Here is a 19,862-nt window from a genome sequence, read left to right as displayed (position 1 = left end):
GGTACAATACCATGTCTCGTTAAACCCGCCCGTACAATTATCAAAAATTTCGGTGGCTGAACTTTTGACTAATTGAACCTTACTGTACCATGCGGTTAACGTCGTTGCCCCAGGCTTGATTGGAACTACTTGGGGGACGTGCAGGACGAGCGGGTGTTTGTGGTACTTCATGAATAACTCCACCTTGGGTGCTGACTTGCACACAACTGGGTGTAAACAAAAAGATGCTTTCTCCGATGCGCTCTTGATGCCCATCGAGTGCGTAAGTTCCACCTGCGACAAAATCAACTGCCCGTTGTGCTTGATCCGGGTCCATGATCGTCAAGTTTAACACAACTGATTTCCGCTCTCTGAGTGCTTGAATTGCCTGGGGCATTTCTTCAAATGTACGAGGTTCAAGGACTAAAACTTCTGAAATCCCGTTAATCGCTCCTGGCATACTAATCACATTTCCCATCGTAGACTTTGATCCTGCGGCTACATCATCACCCATTGTCGTTATGGGTTCTCGCCAGCGTCGATTTTGAGCAGTGGCTTCTGCTGCGGTTGCTGGTGGTTGGGGATTTTGTTCTTGATACAGATTTTGGTAATTACCAGGGTCTGTATCGGCTTCTTCTTCGTAGTACTCGTATTCCACTGGCTCATTGAGACCTACAAAGTCTCGGAGTTTAGTAAATATGTTGTTCATTGTTATGCTCCTGATAAAAGTTGCCCTGATTGCTTTGGCTATGAGTTAATGTAACCGGACTTGATTGCTACAAAGGTCAGACAACTTAGTAATTTTATCGCTGTTTGTAGCTTCTATTACAATTAGGGTTGATGAATGACATTTTGGGGAACGCCTGTAGATTAACTCAGACACAATAATTGAGTCAAGATTATAGCCTAATGATTCTGATAAATAAAGGTGACTTTCCCCTGTTTGTTTCTGGGTAGTCACTTGGGGTAAGAAAGATTTTTTGTATTATATTGCATCGGTAGTCAGGCAATTTTCTCTGTATTTTATCCCTAGTGCTATTGATACCAGAACCAAAAATTGATGGCTCATACCCTAAGTGCGCTTACCAAATAAGATGGTTCCTAATCTGACCATCGTTGCTCCAGCTTGCACTGCTAATTGGTAGTCTCCTGACATACCCATTGATAGTTCGGGCATTTTCAGGTGAGACCAGTTTTGCTCCTCGATTTCTTGGGCTAATTTATGTGTGGCATTAAATACACTAATTATTTCAGTGTCATTCAAGCCCAAAGGCGGAATTGTCATCAAACCCTGAATTTGTAAATTTTTACACTGGTTGAGAGCGTCTAAGTCAGCTAATAATTCTGGGACAGTCCAACCCGACTTATTAGGGTCAGGGAGAATTTTCACTTGTAGACAAACTTGAGGAGTGACTCCTAGCTGTTGCGCCAATTGATTTAAGCGCTGCGCCAGTTTTAAATTGTCCACGGAATGAATCCAATCAAATAATTCCAGGGCTTTTTTGGCTTTATTGCTTTGCAACCCTCCAATAAAGTGCCAGGTAATATCCGGTAAATCTTGTAACTCGGCTTGTTTACTGGCAGCTTCTTGGATACGGTTCTCGCCAAAATCGCGAATTCCGGCGTTGTAAGCAGCCCGAATGTCCTCAGCCGGAAAGGTTTTGCTCACAGCAATCAACCGGACTGAAGGGGGTAGTGAAGCCCTAATAGTGGTAATACGTTCGCTAATGGAACTAGTCATTGGAATGTGCGTTGGAAAACACTTTGAAGTTGCTCGTACTCCTGGGATTGACCAGTGCGGCGTAGAGTACGCAAGCGATTTTCTAACAACATTCTAGCTTCAGTACGTCCTATAGACTGAAATTTGATTCCTTTAATGTCGTTTGCAACCAAAAAAAACAAACGTTGGGCATAAAGAGTAGTGAACAAATCCTGTTGATCATCGACCATGCAGATCCGATAAAGTAAACCCCAAGTTGGATGATTTATGTAAGTTTCTAAGTTCTCTGGATTCATTTAATAGTCAGGGTAGGAGTATATATCTTTTCGCAGTTCAGTACAAATGTTCAGAAGATAATACACCCCTTTCGCCAGAATGATTGGTTAGCTGATGCGAAAATAAGTGATTCTGGCAACTTTTCGGCAGTTATCAAAACCTTGCTTTTGTTCTGAATGGCAGATGAAGTTGGCAGTAGCAACGTAAAACTGCACAACAGATAGATCACAAAGGCAATTAGTTATGTCTGTTGCTCTGGCTTCTTTCCATATTGCCATAATTATCGCTCTCTGGAGCAAATTAGCCAAGAGGATGAGGGGATTAAGCCAAATTTCCTAGAACTAGTCTAGCACCCCAAAATAGGGTGAGGATAGCGATCGCTAGCCAATCTCTGGCTTTGAGGCGTAATTCGTGCCATTTGACTTGATGTTCATTGGGGCTAGTGAAGCCGCGCACCATCATTGCACTAGCCATTTGTTCGGCGCGTAAGAGAAGATTCTTTAATAGTCTCTCTGCGACTGTCATCCAAACTTTGACGGCTCCTTTTAACCCCAGTTTTTTCCAATTAATTGCCCTGGTCATCACAGAGCGAATTAAATTTTGCACTTCTTCGAGAACTAGGGGGATAAATCGCAAGGACAAAGTTAAAGTTAGAGTAATTTCAGTGACGGGGACTTTGAAGCGTCGCAGGGGCTGCATTAAGCTTTCTATAGCCGTGGTGATTTCTTCGGGTGCAGTTGTCAGCAAATACAGGTTACTGCTGTAAATCACGGTAAATATAATCGTACTAACTCTGATGGCTAAATCAATTGAGCGGCGAGTTACTTTGACTGGCCCTTTATGAAATAGGATGTAGCTGTAGCCTTGGTTTTCGCCTGTTGGTGCTGGAACAATATTGGTATTACTGGGGTTTGCTGGCTGAGTTAAGATTTGTGGGTTAGTTGGTAGGCGTGGTTGATATTTTACACCCAAACCATCAGGACTGATGCTGATCAAGAGGAAAACAAACAGCGCCAGGGTTAACAGCCAGCCCATTTGCTGTTTCCAGACTCGCCGAGGAATTCTGGCGATGACAGTCAAAAAAATTAATAATGCAACCAGTAGTATTCGCCACTCGTTATTAGCAAAGGTGTAGCTGGTGAGAAAGCTCATCAACCAAGCTATTTTCACACGCGGATCGAGTTTGTGTAGCCAAGTTTGCGGCTGTTCTAAGTATAGTCCTAGTGGTAGCGATCGCAATAAATCCATGTCTTTTCTGAGTGCTGAGTGCTGAGTAAGCAGAAGAAAGCAACGCTACTATATTTGTTAGCTGTATGGCAAAATTAGTAACGCGGCAATGCACTAATTCTATAAGGTGCGTTAGCCTACGGCATAACACACCCTACTCAACTTGTACAGACACAATTAATCGGGTCTCTATGAGCTTATTTAACGCGAGTTGCTCTGTTAACACTACCAACTTCCATCTCCCGCACCTTTTTACTGCGCCACAGTAAACGCATGGGTGTGCCTTTAAACCCTAATTGTTTGCGGAATTGTCTTTCAATGTAACGGCGGTAGTTATCATTAAAGCGTTTGGCTTCGTTGACGAATAGGGCGATGGTTGGGGGTTGGATACCCACTTGAGTCCCATAATAGATTTTGCCCTGACGACCGCCCCTAGAAGCTGGGGGTGAATGCCAACTCACAGCGTCTGTGAGGACTTCGTTGATTACAGATGTACTCACACGGCGTTTGTGTGATTCAGCTGCTTCATTTACCAAGTCTAAAATCTTGTCTACCCGTTGTCCTGTAGAGGCACTGACAAAAATGGTTTCTGCCCATTCTGTAAAGTGCAACCGGGATTCTATAGTTTTTTCGTAGTCGTAAATGGTATATGAGTCTTTTTCAATCGCATCCCATTTATTGACGACGATAATACAAGCTCGACCTTCGTCGATAATCCGCCCGGCTAATTTTTGGTCTTGGTCTGTGACTCCATCTAAGGCATCAATGACCATTAAAACCACATCGGCGCGGCGAATCGCTTTGAAGGCACGGTTAATGCTAAAGAATTCTGTACCGTAGTCTATTTGTTTTTTTCTGCGAATACCGGCGGTGTCAATGAGGCGATAAACTTGATCGTTGCGTGAAATTACGGTATCAATAGCATCGCGTGTTGTGCCAGAAATGGGGCTAACAATTGACCTTTCTTCGCCCACAAAAGCATTTAATAAACTGGATTTGCCGACATTGGGGCGGCCGATAATGGCTACTTTAATCTCGTTATCTTCTTCTACTTCTGTGACGATGGGGATGTGACTAATTAACTCGTCGAGTAATTCGCCTGTACCACTACCATGAATGGCGGAAATGGGGTAAGGTTCGCCCAAGCCTAATCCCCAAAATTCCGAGGCTTGAACTGCGCCTTGGTCTGGGGATTCACATTTGTTTACAGCCAGTAAGACGGGTACTGGTTGTTGGCGTAACCATGTAGCAATTTCTTGATCAGACCCTGTGAGTCCAGTTTGACCGTCTACAACCAAAATAGCGGCGCTGGCTTGTGAGAGGGCTGTGAGTGCCTGTTGGCGAATCAATGGCAGGAATTCGGTATCGTCGTTAAAAACTAAACCACCTGTGTCTACAACTAGAAAATCGCGATCGCGCCAGTAAGATGGCATATAAGTGCGATCGCGTGTCACACCCGGTTCGTCGTGGACAATCGCCGTTTGTTCCCCGGCGAGACGATTAACCAGGGTGGATTTGCCCACATTCGGGCGACCGATAATAGCAACAATTGGCAGTCCCATAAAACCAGGGTGAGTGAGAGAGATATTATATCACCAATCTATATTTTAACTTTTTTAATTCTTTATTGGTGTGCATTTTTTTTACCTTTGCGTAGCCGACGCTCAGGGTGCGAAGAGAAGAAATCACAGAGATTTGAACAGATGAACACAGATGTCATCTGGATTTTGGGGGCGATTATCGTCTAGATGTTTGTTTTTTGTGGTTTTTGGCAACTATAGCGTTATTGGGCTTACGTACTTTCCAAATTTTTGGTTGTGTGAATTAACGGAAATCCTTGTTTCTGGCTTGTAGCTAAATACGGCTGAACAAGTTTCAATAATTAAGTTTGAATATCTGCAACCAATAAATTATCTTTAGTATTTACTTTAAGTGTAAGTTCTTTATTCGTTAATTGGGGGAATTCTCTATGTCTAACTACCATGATGAAGACGGTGATTTTGATCAATATGTAGAATACGGAGAGGGTTTTAATATTATTTTGATTTGCAATTACATAAATGAGCAAAAAAGTTTATAATCTAAAACATTCTACGGCGAAATTAAACATTTTCAAAAATTTCTAAATCAGCTTATGAGTCGTTCAGCCCCTTATCAGCCTTTGTTGTTAAGAATTCTGCATGGCATCAGTGGAATTTTAGTAATTACGGCAATCATTACCGGATTTTTAGTTTACAACACATTCGACCAAAGATTTGGCAAAATTCCCCTTCCCAAAATTGAGCCAATTCAAGATATTCACGGAACTGTGGCTTTATGTTTCTTACTTTTATTACCAGCCTTCGCACTCTATAGCTTTCATGCTGGAGAAAAGCGCCTATTACAACCAGACTCTCTACAAAAACTCACACAGGTTGGTAAACCAATTTGGTGGGTGAGTCTGCAACGTATTGTTAATACTCTAATGCTGATTGCCTCAGTTTTGGCGGTGATATCTGGCAGAATGATGAAGGAAGAATGGCTACCTATAGGTGAACTTGATCACTTATGGTATTATTTCCATCTCATAGCTTGGGTGATTATAGTTTGTTGTTTAGCCATTCATCTTTTGATGTCTGCTAAGGTGGGTGGTGCGCCGTTGTTACTATCAATGTGGTCAGGGAAATTCCGCCCAGGAGATAGTCCGAGAAATTGGTATAGTCGTTTGCGTACTTGGTCGAGTAATTTTTCCCAGAATTTTAGTGCTGGAATTAATCAGTTAATAGAGAGTAATTTTTCACTGAGAATTATTGAGGTTTTTGTGTTGCTGGGAATTATCGCAGCATTTGTGTTACCACTGTTTTTCTCTGGGGTTGAAAAATAATCCTCTGGTTTAAGCCAGAGGAAATTGACACTCTAATAACTTGATTTATATCCTCTCTAAATTTTGCCAGGTTTTAAGGTTGATTTAGAGGAACTCTAAATTGCCGCAACAGGTTATTAATTGTCAGAAACTCTGGGTTGTGTCCAAGTCCTTGAATAACTTCGGGACTACTCTCATTCAAAATTTGATTATATGCAGTCACAGCATCATTGAACTTATAGATATTCACATTCTGTGTTTCTCCTGTAAGTCCATTTAAACTATTCACCAATGCTGTTGCTGTTGATGGTGAGACTCCTACTCTAACTATAGAAGACTGTACATGATGAGTTGCTGCTAATGTATTTACTCCACCCGGTAAGATATGTTTAATGGTGCTAAGTGGGCTATTAGCAGGTGCTGCTTGATTGAGTATATGATTAGCAACTCGATTCAAATTAGCCTGAACTTGTGCTGGTACGCGAATAATTGGTATCCGGGTATTACCATTATTAACAATTTGTAAATTAACCCCAGGCGCAGGTCTAAAAGTATCCCCAGTTGAGGAAACTGAATCGGAACCAGTTCCCGATACGTTAACCTTATCCCCAGATGAGGAACCAGTTCCCGGAACTATTTCTTTATCCCCAGATGAGGAACCAGAATCGGAACCAGTTCCCGGAACGATTTCTTTATCCCCAATTGCAGAACCAGAATCGGAACCAGTTCCCGTAACTATCTCTTTATCCCCAATTGCAGAACCAGAATCGGAACCAATTCCCGGAACGATTTCTTTACCAGCATATGCTGTATTAGATGCATCAACTAGATAACTTAAAACAGTGAATGCTAGGAAAAAAGCGAGAAAAAATCTGGGTTTATTCATTGTTTTTATTGTTGATGAAATTGCATCACAACTGAGCATTTAAAACCGAAAACTGTACCCTGCACTGAAGGAAAAACCTAAACCAGTATCAAAATTACGAGTTACGTCTGTGACTATCCCATTGATAATTAGAGGTATGTTCTTGAACGGAGTAATAGACGAACCTATATTGAGACGATTTCCAGTCCAGCTACTTACCAAGGATGCTTGAGGTATGACTCTCAAACCTAAACTTGCAAAAATATTAGCATTATTTTCGTTTGCGGCTCTTGCTCCTAGAGAACGAAAACCGCCAGTACCAACACCAACAGAAATAGTCAAAGGTAATTTATGATTTGGGTTATTTGGTTGCAGTGGAAATGCCTTAGTAACTACTCCATAAATGGTATCTTGATTGTTAGAAGACTCTCCCCATTTCACAGGATTTAACCAACCCAATGCTACTGCTGTACCATCAGGAAAGTATTTGTGTAGTTTGAAGCCCATATAGCCGCTAGTACCAACATCAAACTCTCCACCTTTAAGATAGTCACCACCAGCGCTGCTAAAATTAGCATTAACTTCTAATCCTACAGATTTAATTGGATCTCCCAACCCAAAACCAGCAGAGTAAGAACCATCTACAAAGCCTTCAGAATCTTCATCTAAGGGGACAACTACACCAAGTCCAATATAAACTTGACCAGAACTCGCACCATAAGCGGAGGGATTACCAGCTGATGAACCGGGAAAAGCTTTTTGCTCCTTCCGTTTAATTGACGGTTTTTGGCGGATCAAAATGGGATCAATGAATAGTTCTTGGGGTAATTTATCACTATCGCCAAAGGTATCGCCTACAGATCCTGAAGAGTCTATTTGTGCGAGAGTTTCAGGTTCTTTTTGCTGCGCTAAATTAGTTTGCTCTTGTATTTGCACATCAAGGTTACTTTTTTTATCAGTCAATAACTGTTGATTTATAGTATCCTTTGTTTGTAATACATTTTCAGATGGCAATACAAGATTGTTGTCTACATAAACAGAATTGCTGACTGTTTCAGGTTGAATCTTAACAGTAAGACAATCACGAATGCTTGGCTGTGATTTAGCAACAGGATTCTTTTGTTTAGATGCTAATAATCTTTGTCGTAAGCTGATATTTGACTCAGAATTCAGTTGACATCTTGGCGATGGTTTGAGGTTTTGATACAAATTCAATTGAGCGGGTTGATTTTCAACAACAACATTATTATCTGTATAATCCGCAGCAACTGCGGGCTTGATGAAAAGAGATGTTAACAGTAGAAGAAAAGTTAGGCAGCTTTTGCCGAATTTCCCATAAATATAGTGAAGGCTAATAAATTTAAAATTATCACTATTTTTGAGGATTTTCTGTATCTTATGCATCAAAATATTCCTGCTAAAAACGCAAATATAAAATCCAAGTTTGACTGTTACCTGTTCCCTGTTTCATATCTCTAGGAGTAATTCAGGAATAAAATTGGGTGATTATATTTGATTTTTCAACAAGATTCAGTAAAGCTTTATTCCTTCTTTCCTGTTCTCGGTTTCTTACAGAAAGGCGGGCATCTTTGCCCTCCCCACAAGATTTATAATATTAAGATGTGTACTTTATTTACTTGCAAAGTGCTGTATTTAACGTAATGAGCGAAAAATTACACGTCCTGGAGTTTCTTCTTGATTAATGCGTGCATAAACCCGCAGACAAGTTAAAACTTCCCCAGGAACGCCACCACAGTTTAGTTGTAGGTCGTCTTTTGAAAAGGTGCAGATATCGGCGTAGAGTCCAGATAATTGGCGAATCTTTACGTCATAACCCAGGTTAATGGCGGTTTGAGCCATTTTTTTTAAAATGCGTCGTGATTCTTGCTGTAAGTTACCCCACCACGAATAACGCTCGACTGGTGGAATAAATACGAGGGAGTGTATGGCTTCATCTATGTCTATCCATGCACGCAGACTTAATAAGTCATCAGAATTTGACTCAGCTTGTTGTAAACGATGCCAGCGATCGCTTAAATTATTCATATATTGAGTTCGTTGTTCTGGCTGAGACTGTAAAGGCATAATATCGAAGCTAAACACGCTTTTTAAGGCATGATGTAAATCTGGTTCAATTTCGATAAATCTGCGGAATAGATGCACAAAACCAGCTATATAATATAAATTTCCATATTCTTCAATGGGGTTAATTCCAGAATTTAATAATGGTTTTTCTGATAAACATAATCCTGGAACCTGCACACTACCGTTAAGTCCGGGGTAGATAATTTCATCTCGGCTGAAAGGAAGTTTATCCAGGTGCAAATTATCTGCTATTGCACCAATTTCTTGAGCGAATTCTAAAGCACGCTGTCGCCAAGCTGTGGCGATATTTTCGGGAACTCGCAGCAGTTTCCGGTGTATTTCGTGCCATAAATCAGCGTCTGTTTGGCTTTGTAATGAGGAATTACCTAAATATACTCTGAGTTCCGCATCATTCCCAAAGGCTTCTCGCAGATGAATCAGTTTTAGCTCTCCTGGGGGCGATATTAGGAGTAAGGGAGCTTCTGGAATAGACTCTGGCTGGGGGTGCAATAAACTGGAGATTTCTTGTAGTAAATCGTCACATATCTCTGTTCCAGCATCGAGGGGAAATTCTGTGCGGGCTTTATTTAAGGTGGCTTCTAGTCCGTACAGGCTAAATTTTAATAGTTTGGCTAATTCTGAGTTTTCTATTGCTAATAATTGACGTATTTGGTGCATGAATATTAATATTAAAATTTATTTTTCTGAGGTACACAAGGGCGGGCAGTCCTTGCCCACCCCACAAGATTTATAATATTAATGTATGCCGCAAAAAGGATCGCGTTCTTTATCAACTTCATTAGGTTGCAATTCTAATTCAGCCCGATAAACACATCCTGCTTGTTTGAGACATTCTTGGCTTGTTGATGTCCAATAGGGAACTTCTCCGGCGTGCATTCTGAGAATACCTTTTTGATCAAGAGTTACACAATATTTACAAGGGTAATCTGTGGCGATATCGGGTTTACTTAATGCACCAATTCGTATCCATTTTTTGCTGTTAGTTGTGGTATCTGTTTGATAAATATAAAAAGTGTGCTGACTGGTTTGGGGAAAGGGCGGTAAAGGATTACTTACTAAACCGTTTTGTGATTGCTGTTCGCTATTGTGTAAATAGTGAAATTCGCGCAGAAATTTACTATCATGTTTGTCTACTTCAAAAACTAAATGATAGGCATTTGGTTGATCTACGGTTGCAGACTCGATGACGTTAACAGCAATATCACCATCATTTAAGTTGTGTTTCGGTCCTGCTACCGCAATATTCCACTTTAATTTACCATCAGCAAATAGGGCTGAGGTTTCGGAAGCTGCTAATAGTGCTGCACCTACATCAATACCGGGAACGTCAATTAAATAATGGGGATTTCCTTGACAAAGTAAGACGTTAAATTGCAGAGTTTGGTCAATTTCAAATTGGACTTTGATTTTTTTGAGAAACTCGGCTTCTTGCATTCCGAGTTTTTTCATCAGGTTTTTACCGTCAAAACTACCCCACAGTCGTAAGTCTCCTTCTTCATAATCTTGGCGGTAAATAATATTAGTTAATTGTATCCCTTGCCATTCTGTCCGCACTTTGGCGGCTGTTTCTGAAGGTGTGATTTGATAAAGTTCTTGTCCGGCTTTAAATATGGGTAAAAGTTCGTTGCTTTGGGTTTTGCGTTTGAAGTTACAAGGTAGATAATAAAATAGATTTTTGACATCTATTTCTAACTGATTTGCGCCTTTGCGTAGCAATTCTTTGGATTCTTCTGGGTCAAATCTGAGCCTTCGCAGTTTCTCGGCGTAGCAAGCACCGGCTGAGGTGGCTAATTTAGTAAATTCCAAAACAAAGGTAATTCTTTCTGGGTTCCAGACGAAATAAGGAGAGTTACTAAATTCTTGGTAGATGTGGCGCTGCACTAAATCTAGGTTACAAGTTTTGCCAGATAAAATCAACCAATCAACTTTATGTGTGTTCCAAGTATCTATGTTTTGATCTTGGAAACCTAAGCGACTTTCCATGAGTCCTTTAGCGATACCAATTCCTTCTTTAATGGTGGAAGAAGCGGCGCGTTCAAATTGTTGACTGTCTATAATTACGCAAACATTATCGGGATTTCTAATTTGGAATTTTATGGCACTTTGAGTTAGTAATTCTGAAATTTGTGCTTCAGAAATCAGAAAAGTTAACAGAGGATGATCGGCTGGTGGCTTTTGCCCAAGTTTGAGTTTAGCAGCTTCGGCATAATCCCAGAGTGTATAAAAGGTTTGTAGCCGTTGGGGTGCTTGTTGCCATCGGGTTGGTAATACTTTCTCGGCTGTATCTAGGGCATCTTTATATGCAGCGTCACCGTCTGGATTTTCTTTATCTAAACATTTTAATAGGCTGCCGCTTTGGAATTTTCCTTGTTCTAAAAAACGCTCGTTTAATTCGGTGTTAATTAAATCTTCTAGCTTTTCGCTTTCGATGTCACCTGTGGTTATTGCTGTTAAGAGAAAATCAGCGATCGCCACTTTCAATAATCTAAATATTCTCAGGGTAATTAATTCACCGCCTAACTGCAAATGTCCCGAAGAACCTAATAGTTTCGGAGTCAATTTATAGTAACGTCCTCCTAAACCTCTATCTTCATGTTCTGCAAAATTAGGAGTTTTATCTTCTAAAGTCAATTCAATTAAAGCTAAGTCTGTAGTTCCCCCGCCAATATCCAAAACCAGGACATTTTGTGACCATTTATTTTCGATTTGACGACAACGAGTTTTAAATGATTCAATCCCAATGTTGAGATTTCCGCCAAATTCTCGCCACAAAAAGAATATGGCGACTGAAACGGCTTCATCATAAGCGGTTTGTACGTCATCAATGCCCAATTGTTCGACTAATTCCTTAACTTCTTTACGCACTAATGGCGGTGCGACGGTGGGATAGGTGACAACGGCTGTGAGGAAATCTCCCTCAGAAAATCTGCGTCTAGCGCGTTGGCGGTAATCTTCAGTTAAGTCGATTAAATGCGCCCATGCGGCTTGGATGAGTTCGTTAACATTAATTGTCTCTTCTTGATCATCCAGAATTACTGGGAATGTGCGATCTTGTCCAAAATAGCGCTTGGGTGAGTGGTGAAATCTGCTGATAATTTCTTTTAAAGAAACGCTTGTTCCTTGAGCTATGGCTTTTTTTCTGTTATCTCTAGCTTCCCTACCCATCCGCAATTGTAAATCTGTCAAACTAGAAATTTCTAATTCGCTGGGAATTTCTGTATCCCGACGATTAATATCTAAGACAACGGGGATTAAATTTTGTGATTCTAAGGTAGGGACACGAAAAACTTCATGGTAGATTTGATATAGTTTTTTACTTGCAGCCCGGCGGAATTTGTCGCTGTTACCTAGACATAATTCCACTTGGCGAATCGCTTCTAAAAATCTTTCTTTTTGATCACTTTCAAAAACTTCTCGCAGCCGATGGGGTTCAATTTCCAAGTTTTTACTAATGTCAGCAATAAACTTGTCCCAGTCGTGAGGATTGACATCAGGTAAAGCCACCGATGCGGGAGAACTTAACCATTCTACCATGCGATCGCGCAAGCGGATTTCTTGTTCTTTGGGTAAAATTTCGGCGATGGGGACTTCAATGGGGTCAAAGAGTGTAACTGTAGAATTGGATGTGCCAAAATCTAATGCAAACCATCCCGGAAACCTTTTCTGTGGTTTTTGAATGATTTTCTTTTCAATATATTTACTAATTTCTATAGGGCTACTAACAGGCTCACTATCAATTATTTCTTCTTCAAAAATTATGGGAGACCACAGATAGCAAGAAGCACCAGTTTGTCGAGGTTCAGATAGTAGGGGGTCGCCTAAAGTATCAGAATCGAAATACTCAACAATTACTTCCAAAGTGCAGTTAATTGGTTCGATTAAAGGGCGCTCTAATTTACAAGGGTATTGCTCTAACTGCCCAATTTGAGAAATTTTAGGAGTTACAGAATCAAAAGGTTTATATGCTTTTTTAATTTGAACAGCTAATTCCTCTGGCGTTCCAGTAACAATACAATTAATTCTAGCAATGTGAGGGACGTTATCACCAGCCGCTACCAATTGAATAGTAGGTAATTCCAAATATTCGTTTTCTTTAGCACGCACTTGAAAATTGGGTACAAGCCGAATTTCAACAGCCATTTTTTCTCCTTATATTAATAAGATAAACCCATAAATTCACATTAAGCTCTTAATTTCTCTGTGTTCTCTGTGCCTCTGTGGTTCATTAAAAAAGAATTAACCTCCAATGCAAAACCCCAAAACTTCAACCTTCAATTAAACTTAAAAATGATCCTCAGCATAAGAACTTGTAGCAACCTGAGAAAGAACCTGCAACCAAGTAGGAATAGCCACCTTAGCTGGAGAATCTCCCGCCGCAATATGTCTGAGTAAAGCTTCTTTTTTAGAAAGACTTTGGAGAGTGGGAATAATTTGATCTAAAATGCCTTCTAATTCAGCATTAACCTGTTGATTAATTTCGCTGACATACTGCACTAAATGCAGACTAGCACAAGCAATGATTTCATCTCGCAGTCGTAAGACAAAAAGTTGGTGATTACCTGTTCTGGGTAAATCTTGACTTTTTTCAGGAGACCAATCAAAGATTTGACCAATATTGTGTTTTTCATCTTTACGCGCCAAGGGAAACATAATTTCTGGTGAAATTGATTGTTCTTTGTTATTAATTTCGGAAATGATTGCTTCTTGCCATTTATTAGGGTCACATCCTAACATTAATTTGTAAAAGATATCGGCTTCTTCTACACCAAATTTGGTTTCGATGTCTTCTTCCATTTCTGGATGAAGAGTTTTCTGTAAATGATCGCGTTCTGCGGCGATTTCATGGGATAATTGACTTAATAAATCTGCTACGGCTTGATGAATGCGATCGCGTGCAAAATTTTCTAATTCCTTGACAGTTTTGGCAAAAGCTGGATAAAAGTCTTCGCTCTTGGTTGGTAAAGTGCTATTAACTCTATTTCCTCGGTCAAATAACTTACCGGCTGCACCTTTAAATTCGGCAATAGTGATATTACCATTGTTGGCTTTATTAAATAGTAAAGTCCACTCGTTCCAATTGAGAATTTTAAATGTGAGTTCGTCTTTCACCACATCACTAACCACATCTCCCCGACGGTCTTTGAGTGGTTCTTTACCTAAACCTTTTTGGAAATTCCGATAAGTTTTATCTAAGTTCTCTATAGCAGCCCGAAACTCAATAAAATCCTGAGTATCTGCGGTGGGAATACCTTGTTCATGAATTTCGGTAATAATGTTTTTCAGATGTTCTTGATGTTGCAGTAAATTATCAGCAGCCCTGCGAGTATCTTGATGAAGTTGTTTAACTCCGTGACTTGTCACATGATTTTGAATTAATTCTCGCAGTTTGGCAATACCTCCGTCTTGAGCAAAGTAACTCAGTTGTTTACCTAAATGACTATGTGCATCAGATTCTAGCAAACGTGTACTTAATAATTCCCACTTTTGTTGCAATCGCTTCGACCGTTCTAAATAATCAGGATAGTCTAAGTTTGCTAAAAATTCTGGTGAACCTGCTTTGACTGTAGTAGAACGTTTTGCTAATTCAGCTAACCCTAGTAGTGGCGATAATAAAACAATCCTGTCTGCTTGGGTGGTGAATGCACGAGCCGCGTCAATTGTGGTTTGCAAAACTTTCAATTTGCGGAAAACATCGGCTTCTTCTAAAATTCTACTACTTTCGATAAATCGGTCAAGTTCTCGTTCACAACCTTCACTATCTAAAGGTAGCTGGTCAAAACGACCCACTCCCACTAAAATTAAATCTTTGAGGTCTTGTCCTGGGCGCTGCTGCTGCATCATGGTAAAGATTTTATTGGCGCGATCGCTCCCAGGAGTTTTACCATTTAATAGGACTAAAATTGTCTGGACTTCTGCTAATTCTCGCAGTGATAAAAAGGTATCTCTAGCCCCAGAATTAGCCGCCCCTAATCCGGGAAAATCCAACAGAATAAATTCTGAAGCTCCTGCAAAATCCCAAATTTCCCGTGATATTTTTACCTCCATATCAACACGACGGATGAGGGGAAAACTGTTTTGTAATAGCTTAGTAGGTAGCCTCTGGGGTGGGCTAGGTAATCGGATATGAGATGGCGGTAAGTCTTCAAAACGCAGAGTTTGAATAGCCATTGGCTGTTCAGTTAGCTGTAGACCCTCACGGGCGGTGATAGCATCTATTTGGTAATGTCCGCCACACATTGCGTCCCCATAGGCTTGATAGGCGCGAATAAACAATACTAACTCTCGCAGTAAATAACGTAATTCTAAGTTTTTACTACTGTTCCATGTATCTTCACACCAGTTAATAATATCTTTGCCAGTGTTTAATTTTGACAGAGGCATAGGTGCAAGTCCAGCTGCGGTAGTCCGGCGACTTGCTTCGTGTAACATGAATTGCAAACACTCATCTACTCCTTCATGAGAAAGATACTCTACGGTAAAATTATTTGCTTGAGTTGTGACAAAGCCTGATTGCGGCACAATATGAATGGCTGTCACATTACCTGTAGTAGGATTCTCACTAATGGGTAAGGCATCAGCATAACCAATCAGGCTACCCAAAAGTAAAGTTTTACCGCTACTAAATTCTCCCATCACGCCGATTCTAACAGGAGAGGTGGCAAGTTCTACAGTTTTCTCAGCAGCTTCCCGGAGCCGCATCAGACAATCATCTAGGCTAGTGGGTATCCAATCTTCTTGTTTTGAAGGATATTGGGGTACTGAGTCTAGTTTTTGTAGTATAAATTCGCCGTACTCTTTAAAACAATCTAATTGTTCTATTTCCATAAAAATTCTTTTCCTTTGGCATTAATTTCTGTGAGTTTTATAACATAAAATAATCCAATCAGCACATATTCATGCAACTTGTTTCTATCACACTTTGCGTCATTAGCCCAATATTTATTACTGGAGATAGATTTAACTTTACTGAGTTAAACAATTCTTAACCGGATACTTATGTGGGAAAGTTTAAAAATCAACAATAAATATTCTTAACTCTGGGTGCTGAACCAAAAGCAGGTGCTGAAATTTAACAGCTACCCCTCCTGTGCAAGGCTACCGTGTACACACAAGTCGGGAAATTCTTTTTTGTGTCATAACACCCCACCCCTAACCCCTCCGGTGCAAGCGAGGAGGGGAACTGGATTTACAGTTAAATTCTACTGCCTATATAGCGATTCCTATTTCATTCAGGTAGAGGAAAATTATTCTACCACAGATAAACACAGATAAATCTGTATTTCAGCCGGGTGGGAAATACTATAAATAATTGCAATTATTACTTGAAATTATTTTTTTGCTCCCTATTATGTAGTAGATACACCCTCACGCCTTGAGTAACGCTCTTTGTTTTATGTTCCATAATATAAGGCAATTATTAACTATTCTAATCTATCTTATGGCTAATGTAAATATATTGTTTTTTTGCAGTAGTATCTATAATTTTTCTGGAATTTTAGTGAGATAATTAGTAATTTTAACAACTATAGTAATCCGCTTTAATTTTTGATAGCTTGCGTGGCGTAGCCATACTTACTTGCGTAGGTGGGGAGTGGTCCGTGGGAAACAGCTTTTTGAGTTGTAAGCGCAAAGCGCAGGCTACGCCAACAGAAATCAAATAGGAGTCCTATATTAATTTAGTGACAATGTAGATTTAGTTACCTGCAAGAATTGAAGGCAGTGTTCACGAAGGCTTGAGTATGTCTATATCAGGGAAATAATTATTTAACTCTAGCTGTTATCAATGATGTATGAAATCTGATGTTTTTGACTGTACTGGTTAGACAAAAAAAGTAAAACCCCAGGACTGGGAATCCCTGGGGTTTTTAACCTGACCACAATTACAGTTTTAATAGATAATTTGGGAAAAGTCTCAATTCTAACGGACATAAATCTGTGAATTGGGTCTGATAAATGTTGGTAAGCAAGACTATGTTTATGCTATAGCAGGGGAGTGGGGAGTGGTCCGTGGTCCGTAGGGTAAAAACCTTTCGGTGTCTAACTTTTATGATCAGTTTATGTCCTAACGTCCTTGGCGGTTGCTATAGTTAAAGGTTAATTTTTGCTCAAAATGTAAATTTCTATGATTTAAGGATAGCTGCTAACACTAAAATCAGCTATTAGTAATGGAATTCTCATCTTTGAGACAGATAAATAAAAAGATATATTTTCATGATTTATGTCTAAAGTTCTCATCTTTCCGGCTTGATTTCTTATGGGCAATAGAGAAAAATAAAAACATCATGATACATCATGATTGTAGCCAATAAAAGTGACAGAAAGCCTACTTAATGCCCGCGCCTGTGGGCATTTTTTATTGTTCCAAGAACCCCACCCGCGCCACCAACAGAGGGAAGCAGTAATTCATCGCTGCAAAATCTCTATTTCATGGTTTTGCTCCAAGACTTGAATCACGGTGTTATATTTCTCCTGAACGTCCCGGCGGTCTTGTGATTCTGGCAACCCTTCATGGCTACCCCTCTCGATCATGTCAGCATGACGCTTGAGAATTTGCTGGTATTGCCCATTGTGGGTACAATTGGCAATTAAGGCGATCGCTTTGAGTAAATGAATAGTCACGGCTACATCAGTTCTGCTATTCTGCCGAATTTGGTTAAAAGCTTGAGCGACTATCCCCTCAAAAGTTACTGGTTTGGCAATCACTCGCAATTGGTTATGATCATCGTAGCGGTAAGGTGAGGGAAACTGTCTTTGTACTAGATGGCACAGTCCGGCACTCAAACGGTCAATACACCGAATAGCCGTGAAAGGATCGTTGATTCCCGGAGAAATAGCCCGCAGAGCAATTTCTACTAACTGTTGCAGAGGAAACTCCACATCCTGGTGTTCAGTACGTTCCCTTCCTAAAATAAATGTTTTTTGTAGTCGATGGTTAAGTTTGCGATTGACTCGTTCACCAGGCCAAACCATGACCAATTCACTGCCCTTAATCACAAACTTTCCTGGTCGAGATTTAACATGGATCAGGAGATTATATTTACAGGCAATTTCCATGATTTTTTCATCATTAATGGCTTGTAAATAACCATTACTATTGGCTTTAATTGGGTAAGCCTGTAACTCAAAATCGGGGGGAATTTCTCCTAGATGTAGTTGATTGGTTGGGGGATTGACACCGATTTTTTCGGGAAATAGTCGATCAATAGCTTTGTCTAAATCTTCACTCACACTCTTAATAACTTGCGATGCTTGAATGATGGTTGATGCGTGATGAATGAAGTAAATGAGGACGGCAATGCTGAGAATTGCTAGCACTATCCCGACTGTGACTGAAAGATGGGGAATAAACAGGTTGTAGCCCATGCCATAAATAGCACGCAGCACCAGCAAGGAATAAATAAATGTGGCAATGAATGTACCCAGGACTATTTGATTGCCTGTGTCGCGCATAAAGTTACGCAGCAACCTGGGGCCGAAATTGGCAGAAGCCAGTTGCAGGGCGACAATTGTAATGGAAAAGGCTGTCGCCGCAACACTCACCATTGAACCTGCGATCGCAGATAGCACTTCTCTAGCTCCATCGGGACCACCTGTGTAGATCCAATCCCAATCATCAAAACCAATTGTGCGGTCAAGGCTTAACATTGTAAATGCCAAAATAACGGCACTGAGTGCCAGGATTCCGGGCAGAAACCAGTAGCTAGTATGAAGCGCATCCCACAACTTGGATAACTTGACATTATTCATGATTCATGATTTCTTTCGTGAGCATCTACCTTGCCATTACGGTCTTGCAATTGGGCTAATCTTTGCAGTGAACCGCCAATGCTACGGGGTTTAGGGACTTTGTTTTTACCAGATGGCCAACCTTCTCGCTGACGAGTGCGATCGCCATCTGTTTCTTCGGTTTGGTCGTGGAATAAAATTTGTCTGGTAGGATATGGTAAATCAATGCCATTTTCCACATACAGCTTTTGCTTGATTGCAGAGATGACTTGATCCCGTGAATCTAGAGCATCTGACCATCGGGGTGGTTGAATCCACCATCGCGCCCGGATATTCACACTATTTTCGGCAAGTTCCATCACCAGGACATCAGGAGGCGGGTCTTTTAACACAACATCTACACTATGCATAGCTTCTAGCATCAACTGCTTTGTCCAGTCCAGGTCATCACCATAGCCAACGCCGACATCATATTCTAAGCGCCGATTCTCAAAGGCGGTATTTACAGTTACCGAATTGGTAAACAGTTCGGAGTTGGGAATCACAATTCGCCGACCATCGTAAGTTCTAATAGTTGTCGCTCGTGTTTCAATATTTTCTACCGTACCTTCAAAATTCTTAAAAACAATTTGGTCATTGATTTGGAACGGTTCAGTGAGTAGGATTAGAATTCCCGCTAAAAAGTTTTGCAGAATATCGCGAAAAGCAAAACCGATTGCTACCCCACTGATTCCCAGCAATTGCACCAAATCTGATGCTTTGAGTGAGGGAAAGACAATGGATAAAGAAATAAACAAACCCACCAAAACTGTAGTACCTTGTGCCAACCTCCCCAGCACCATACCCAAATTGCGCGCATAGGTGCGGTGGCTAGTTAAGCGTCTCACTAGTCGCTTGATTGATCTCCCGACAATTACAAAGATTGTAAAAACAAACAACCCTAGCACAATATTGGGTAGCAGAATAATGAAATCGTTAGCCATTTTCTGCACCCTGTCCAAAAGTGCCGATATCTCTGCATTCATCCAGATTCCTCACTGTTCAGTCGTTGCTGATGATAGCCAAATCTCAGAGAATTAAATACCTTCTCAGGTCTAGATTTTGGTATACTGCAAGATAGA

Annotated in this window: 14 protein-coding genes; 1 reads left to right on the top strand and 13 read right to left on the bottom strand. The window is 40.5% G+C overall.

The annotated features are described in order from the left end of the window. Nucleotides 1-79 precede the first annotated feature (79 nt). The 6 genes from NSP_RS15205 to der all read right to left on the bottom strand — a co-directional run bounded on the left by NSP_RS15205 (nt 80) and on the right by der (nt 4,764). Nucleotides 80-688 carry a cell division protein SepF gene (locus NSP_RS15205; protein ID WP_006199164.1) on the bottom strand — a complete coding sequence of 203 codons (609 nt, stop codon included), beginning with the start codon at nt 686-688 and terminating at the stop codon, nt 80-82. A gap of 363 nt (nt 689-1,051) precedes the next feature. Continuing rightward, nucleotides 1,052-1,720 carry a YggS family pyridoxal phosphate-dependent enzyme gene (locus NSP_RS15200; RefSeq protein WP_006199163.1) on the bottom strand — a complete coding sequence of 223 codons (669 nt, stop codon included), beginning with the start codon at nt 1,718-1,720 and terminating at the stop codon, nt 1,052-1,054. Next, nucleotides 1,717-1,995, bottom strand: coding sequence for a transcriptional coactivator PipX (gene pipX / locus NSP_RS15195; protein WP_006199162.1), 279 nt, complete (start codon nt 1,993-1,995; stop codon nt 1,717-1,719). Before pipX ends, NSP_RS15200 begins: the two co-directional genes overlap by 4 nt. An 87-nt stretch (nt 1,996-2,082) precedes the next feature. Continuing rightward, nucleotides 2,083-2,253, bottom strand: a complete 171-nt coding sequence (locus NSP_RS26015) for a hypothetical protein (protein WP_158442629.1) — start codon at nt 2,251-2,253, stop codon at nt 2,083-2,085. A 43-nt stretch (nt 2,254-2,296) separates the two neighbouring features. Further along, nucleotides 2,297-3,223: an energy-coupling factor transporter transmembrane component T family protein gene (locus NSP_RS15190; RefSeq protein WP_017804199.1), complete on the bottom strand. Its 927-nt coding sequence runs from the start codon at nt 3,221-3,223 to the stop codon at nt 2,297-2,299. Nucleotides 3,224-3,399: 176 nt separating this feature from the next. Further along, nucleotides 3,400-4,764 carry a ribosome biogenesis GTPase Der gene (gene der, locus NSP_RS15185; protein WP_006198540.1) on the bottom strand — a complete coding sequence of 455 codons (1,365 nt, stop codon included), beginning with the start codon at nt 4,762-4,764 and terminating at the stop codon, nt 3,400-3,402. A gap of 572 nt (nt 4,765-5,336) precedes the next feature. On the opposite strand from der, the gene NSP_RS15180 reads away from it, so the two are divergent. Next, nucleotides 5,337-6,065, top strand: coding sequence for a cytochrome b/b6 domain-containing protein (locus NSP_RS15180; RefSeq protein WP_006198538.1), 729 nt, complete (start codon nt 5,337-5,339; stop codon nt 6,063-6,065). Between the two features lie 73 nt (nt 6,066-6,138). Here NSP_RS15180 and NSP_RS15175 read toward each other — a convergent pair whose 3' ends face one another. From NSP_RS15175 to NSP_RS15145, 7 genes are all read right to left on the bottom strand, one after another. Then, a complete protein-coding gene (locus NSP_RS15175) occupies nt 6,139-6,930 on the bottom strand; it encodes a hypothetical protein (RefSeq protein WP_231859480.1) in 792 nt (263 codons plus the stop codon). A 39-nt stretch (nt 6,931-6,969) separates the two neighbouring features. Continuing rightward, the gene (locus NSP_RS15170) at nt 6,970-8,313 is read right to left on the bottom strand and encodes a hypothetical protein (protein WP_006198535.1); all 1,344 of its coding nucleotides are present in this window, start codon (nt 8,311-8,313) and stop codon (nt 6,970-6,972) included. Nucleotides 8,314-8,562: 249 nt separating this feature from the next. Then, a complete protein-coding gene (locus NSP_RS15165; RefSeq protein ID WP_006198533.1) occupies nt 8,563-9,672 on the bottom strand; it encodes a hypothetical protein in 1,110 nt (369 codons plus the stop codon). A gap of 78 nt (nt 9,673-9,750) precedes the next feature. Next, nucleotides 9,751-13,155, bottom strand: coding sequence for an acetate and sugar kinases/Hsc70/actin family protein (locus tag NSP_RS15160; RefSeq protein WP_006198532.1), 3,405 nt, complete (start codon nt 13,153-13,155; stop codon nt 9,751-9,753). Between the two features lie 141 nt (nt 13,156-13,296). After that, nucleotides 13,297-15,840, bottom strand: a complete 2,544-nt coding sequence (locus NSP_RS15155; RefSeq protein WP_006198531.1) for a P-loop NTPase family protein — start codon at nt 15,838-15,840, stop codon at nt 13,297-13,299. 1,578 nt (nt 15,841-17,418) lie between these two features. Further along, entirely contained in the window at nt 17,419-18,762 is a 1,344-nt protein-coding gene (locus NSP_RS15150) for a DUF2254 domain-containing protein (protein ID WP_006198530.1), read from the bottom strand. Beyond that, nucleotides 18,759-19,766: a mechanosensitive ion channel family protein gene (locus tag NSP_RS15145; RefSeq protein ID WP_042202911.1), complete on the bottom strand. Its 1,008-nt coding sequence runs from the start codon at nt 19,764-19,766 to the stop codon at nt 18,759-18,761. Before NSP_RS15145 ends, NSP_RS15150 begins: the two co-directional genes overlap by 4 nt. Nucleotides 19,767-19,862: the final 96 nt, after the last annotated feature.

It is taken from the genome of Nodularia spumigena CCY9414 (assembly GCF_000340565.2).
Classification (GTDB): domain Bacteria; phylum Cyanobacteriota; class Cyanobacteriia; order Cyanobacteriales; family Nostocaceae; genus Nodularia; species Nodularia spumigena.
This window is presented reverse-complemented; position numbering and strand designations above follow the sequence as displayed.

Coding starts and splice junctions, on each gene's coding strand:
- NSP_RS15205 (WP_006199164.1), bottom strand. CDS start 688: ATGAACAACATATTTACTAAACTCCGAGACTTTGTAGGTCTCAATGAG.
- NSP_RS15200 (WP_006199163.1), bottom strand. CDS start 1,720: ATGACTAGTTCCATTAGCGAACGTATTACCACTATTAGGGCTTCACTA.
- pipX (WP_006199162.1), bottom strand. CDS start 1,995: ATGAATCCAGAGAACTTAGAAACTTACATAAATCATCCAACTTGGGGT.
- NSP_RS26015 (WP_158442629.1), bottom strand. CDS start 2,253: ATGGCAATATGGAAAGAAGCCAGAGCAACAGACATAACTAATTGCCTT.
- NSP_RS15190 (WP_017804199.1), bottom strand. CDS start 3,223: ATGGATTTATTGCGATCGCTACCACTAGGACTATACTTAGAACAGCCG.
- der (WP_006198540.1), bottom strand. CDS start 4,764: ATGGGACTGCCAATTGTTGCTATTATCGGTCGCCCGAATGTGGGCAAA.
- NSP_RS15180 (WP_006198538.1), top strand. CDS start 5,337: ATGAGTCGTTCAGCCCCTTATCAGCCTTTGTTGTTAAGAATTCTGCAT.
- NSP_RS15175 (WP_231859480.1), bottom strand. CDS start 6,930: ATGAATAAACCCAGATTTTTTCTCGCTTTTTTCCTAGCATTCACTGTT.
- NSP_RS15170 (WP_006198535.1), bottom strand. CDS start 8,313: ATGCATAAGATACAGAAAATCCTCAAAAATAGTGATAATTTTAAATTT.
- NSP_RS15165 (WP_006198533.1), bottom strand. CDS start 9,672: ATGCACCAAATACGTCAATTATTAGCAATAGAAAACTCAGAATTAGCC.
- NSP_RS15160 (WP_006198532.1), bottom strand. CDS start 13,155: ATGGCTGTTGAAATTCGGCTTGTACCCAATTTTCAAGTGCGTGCTAAA.
- NSP_RS15155 (WP_006198531.1), bottom strand. CDS start 15,840: ATGGAAATAGAACAATTAGATTGTTTTAAAGAGTACGGCGAATTTATA.
- NSP_RS15150 (WP_006198530.1), bottom strand. CDS start 18,762: ATGAATAATGTCAAGTTATCCAAGTTGTGGGATGCGCTTCATACTAGC.
- NSP_RS15145 (WP_042202911.1), bottom strand. CDS start 19,766: ATGAATGCAGAGATATCGGCACTTTTGGACAGGGTGCAGAAAATGGCT.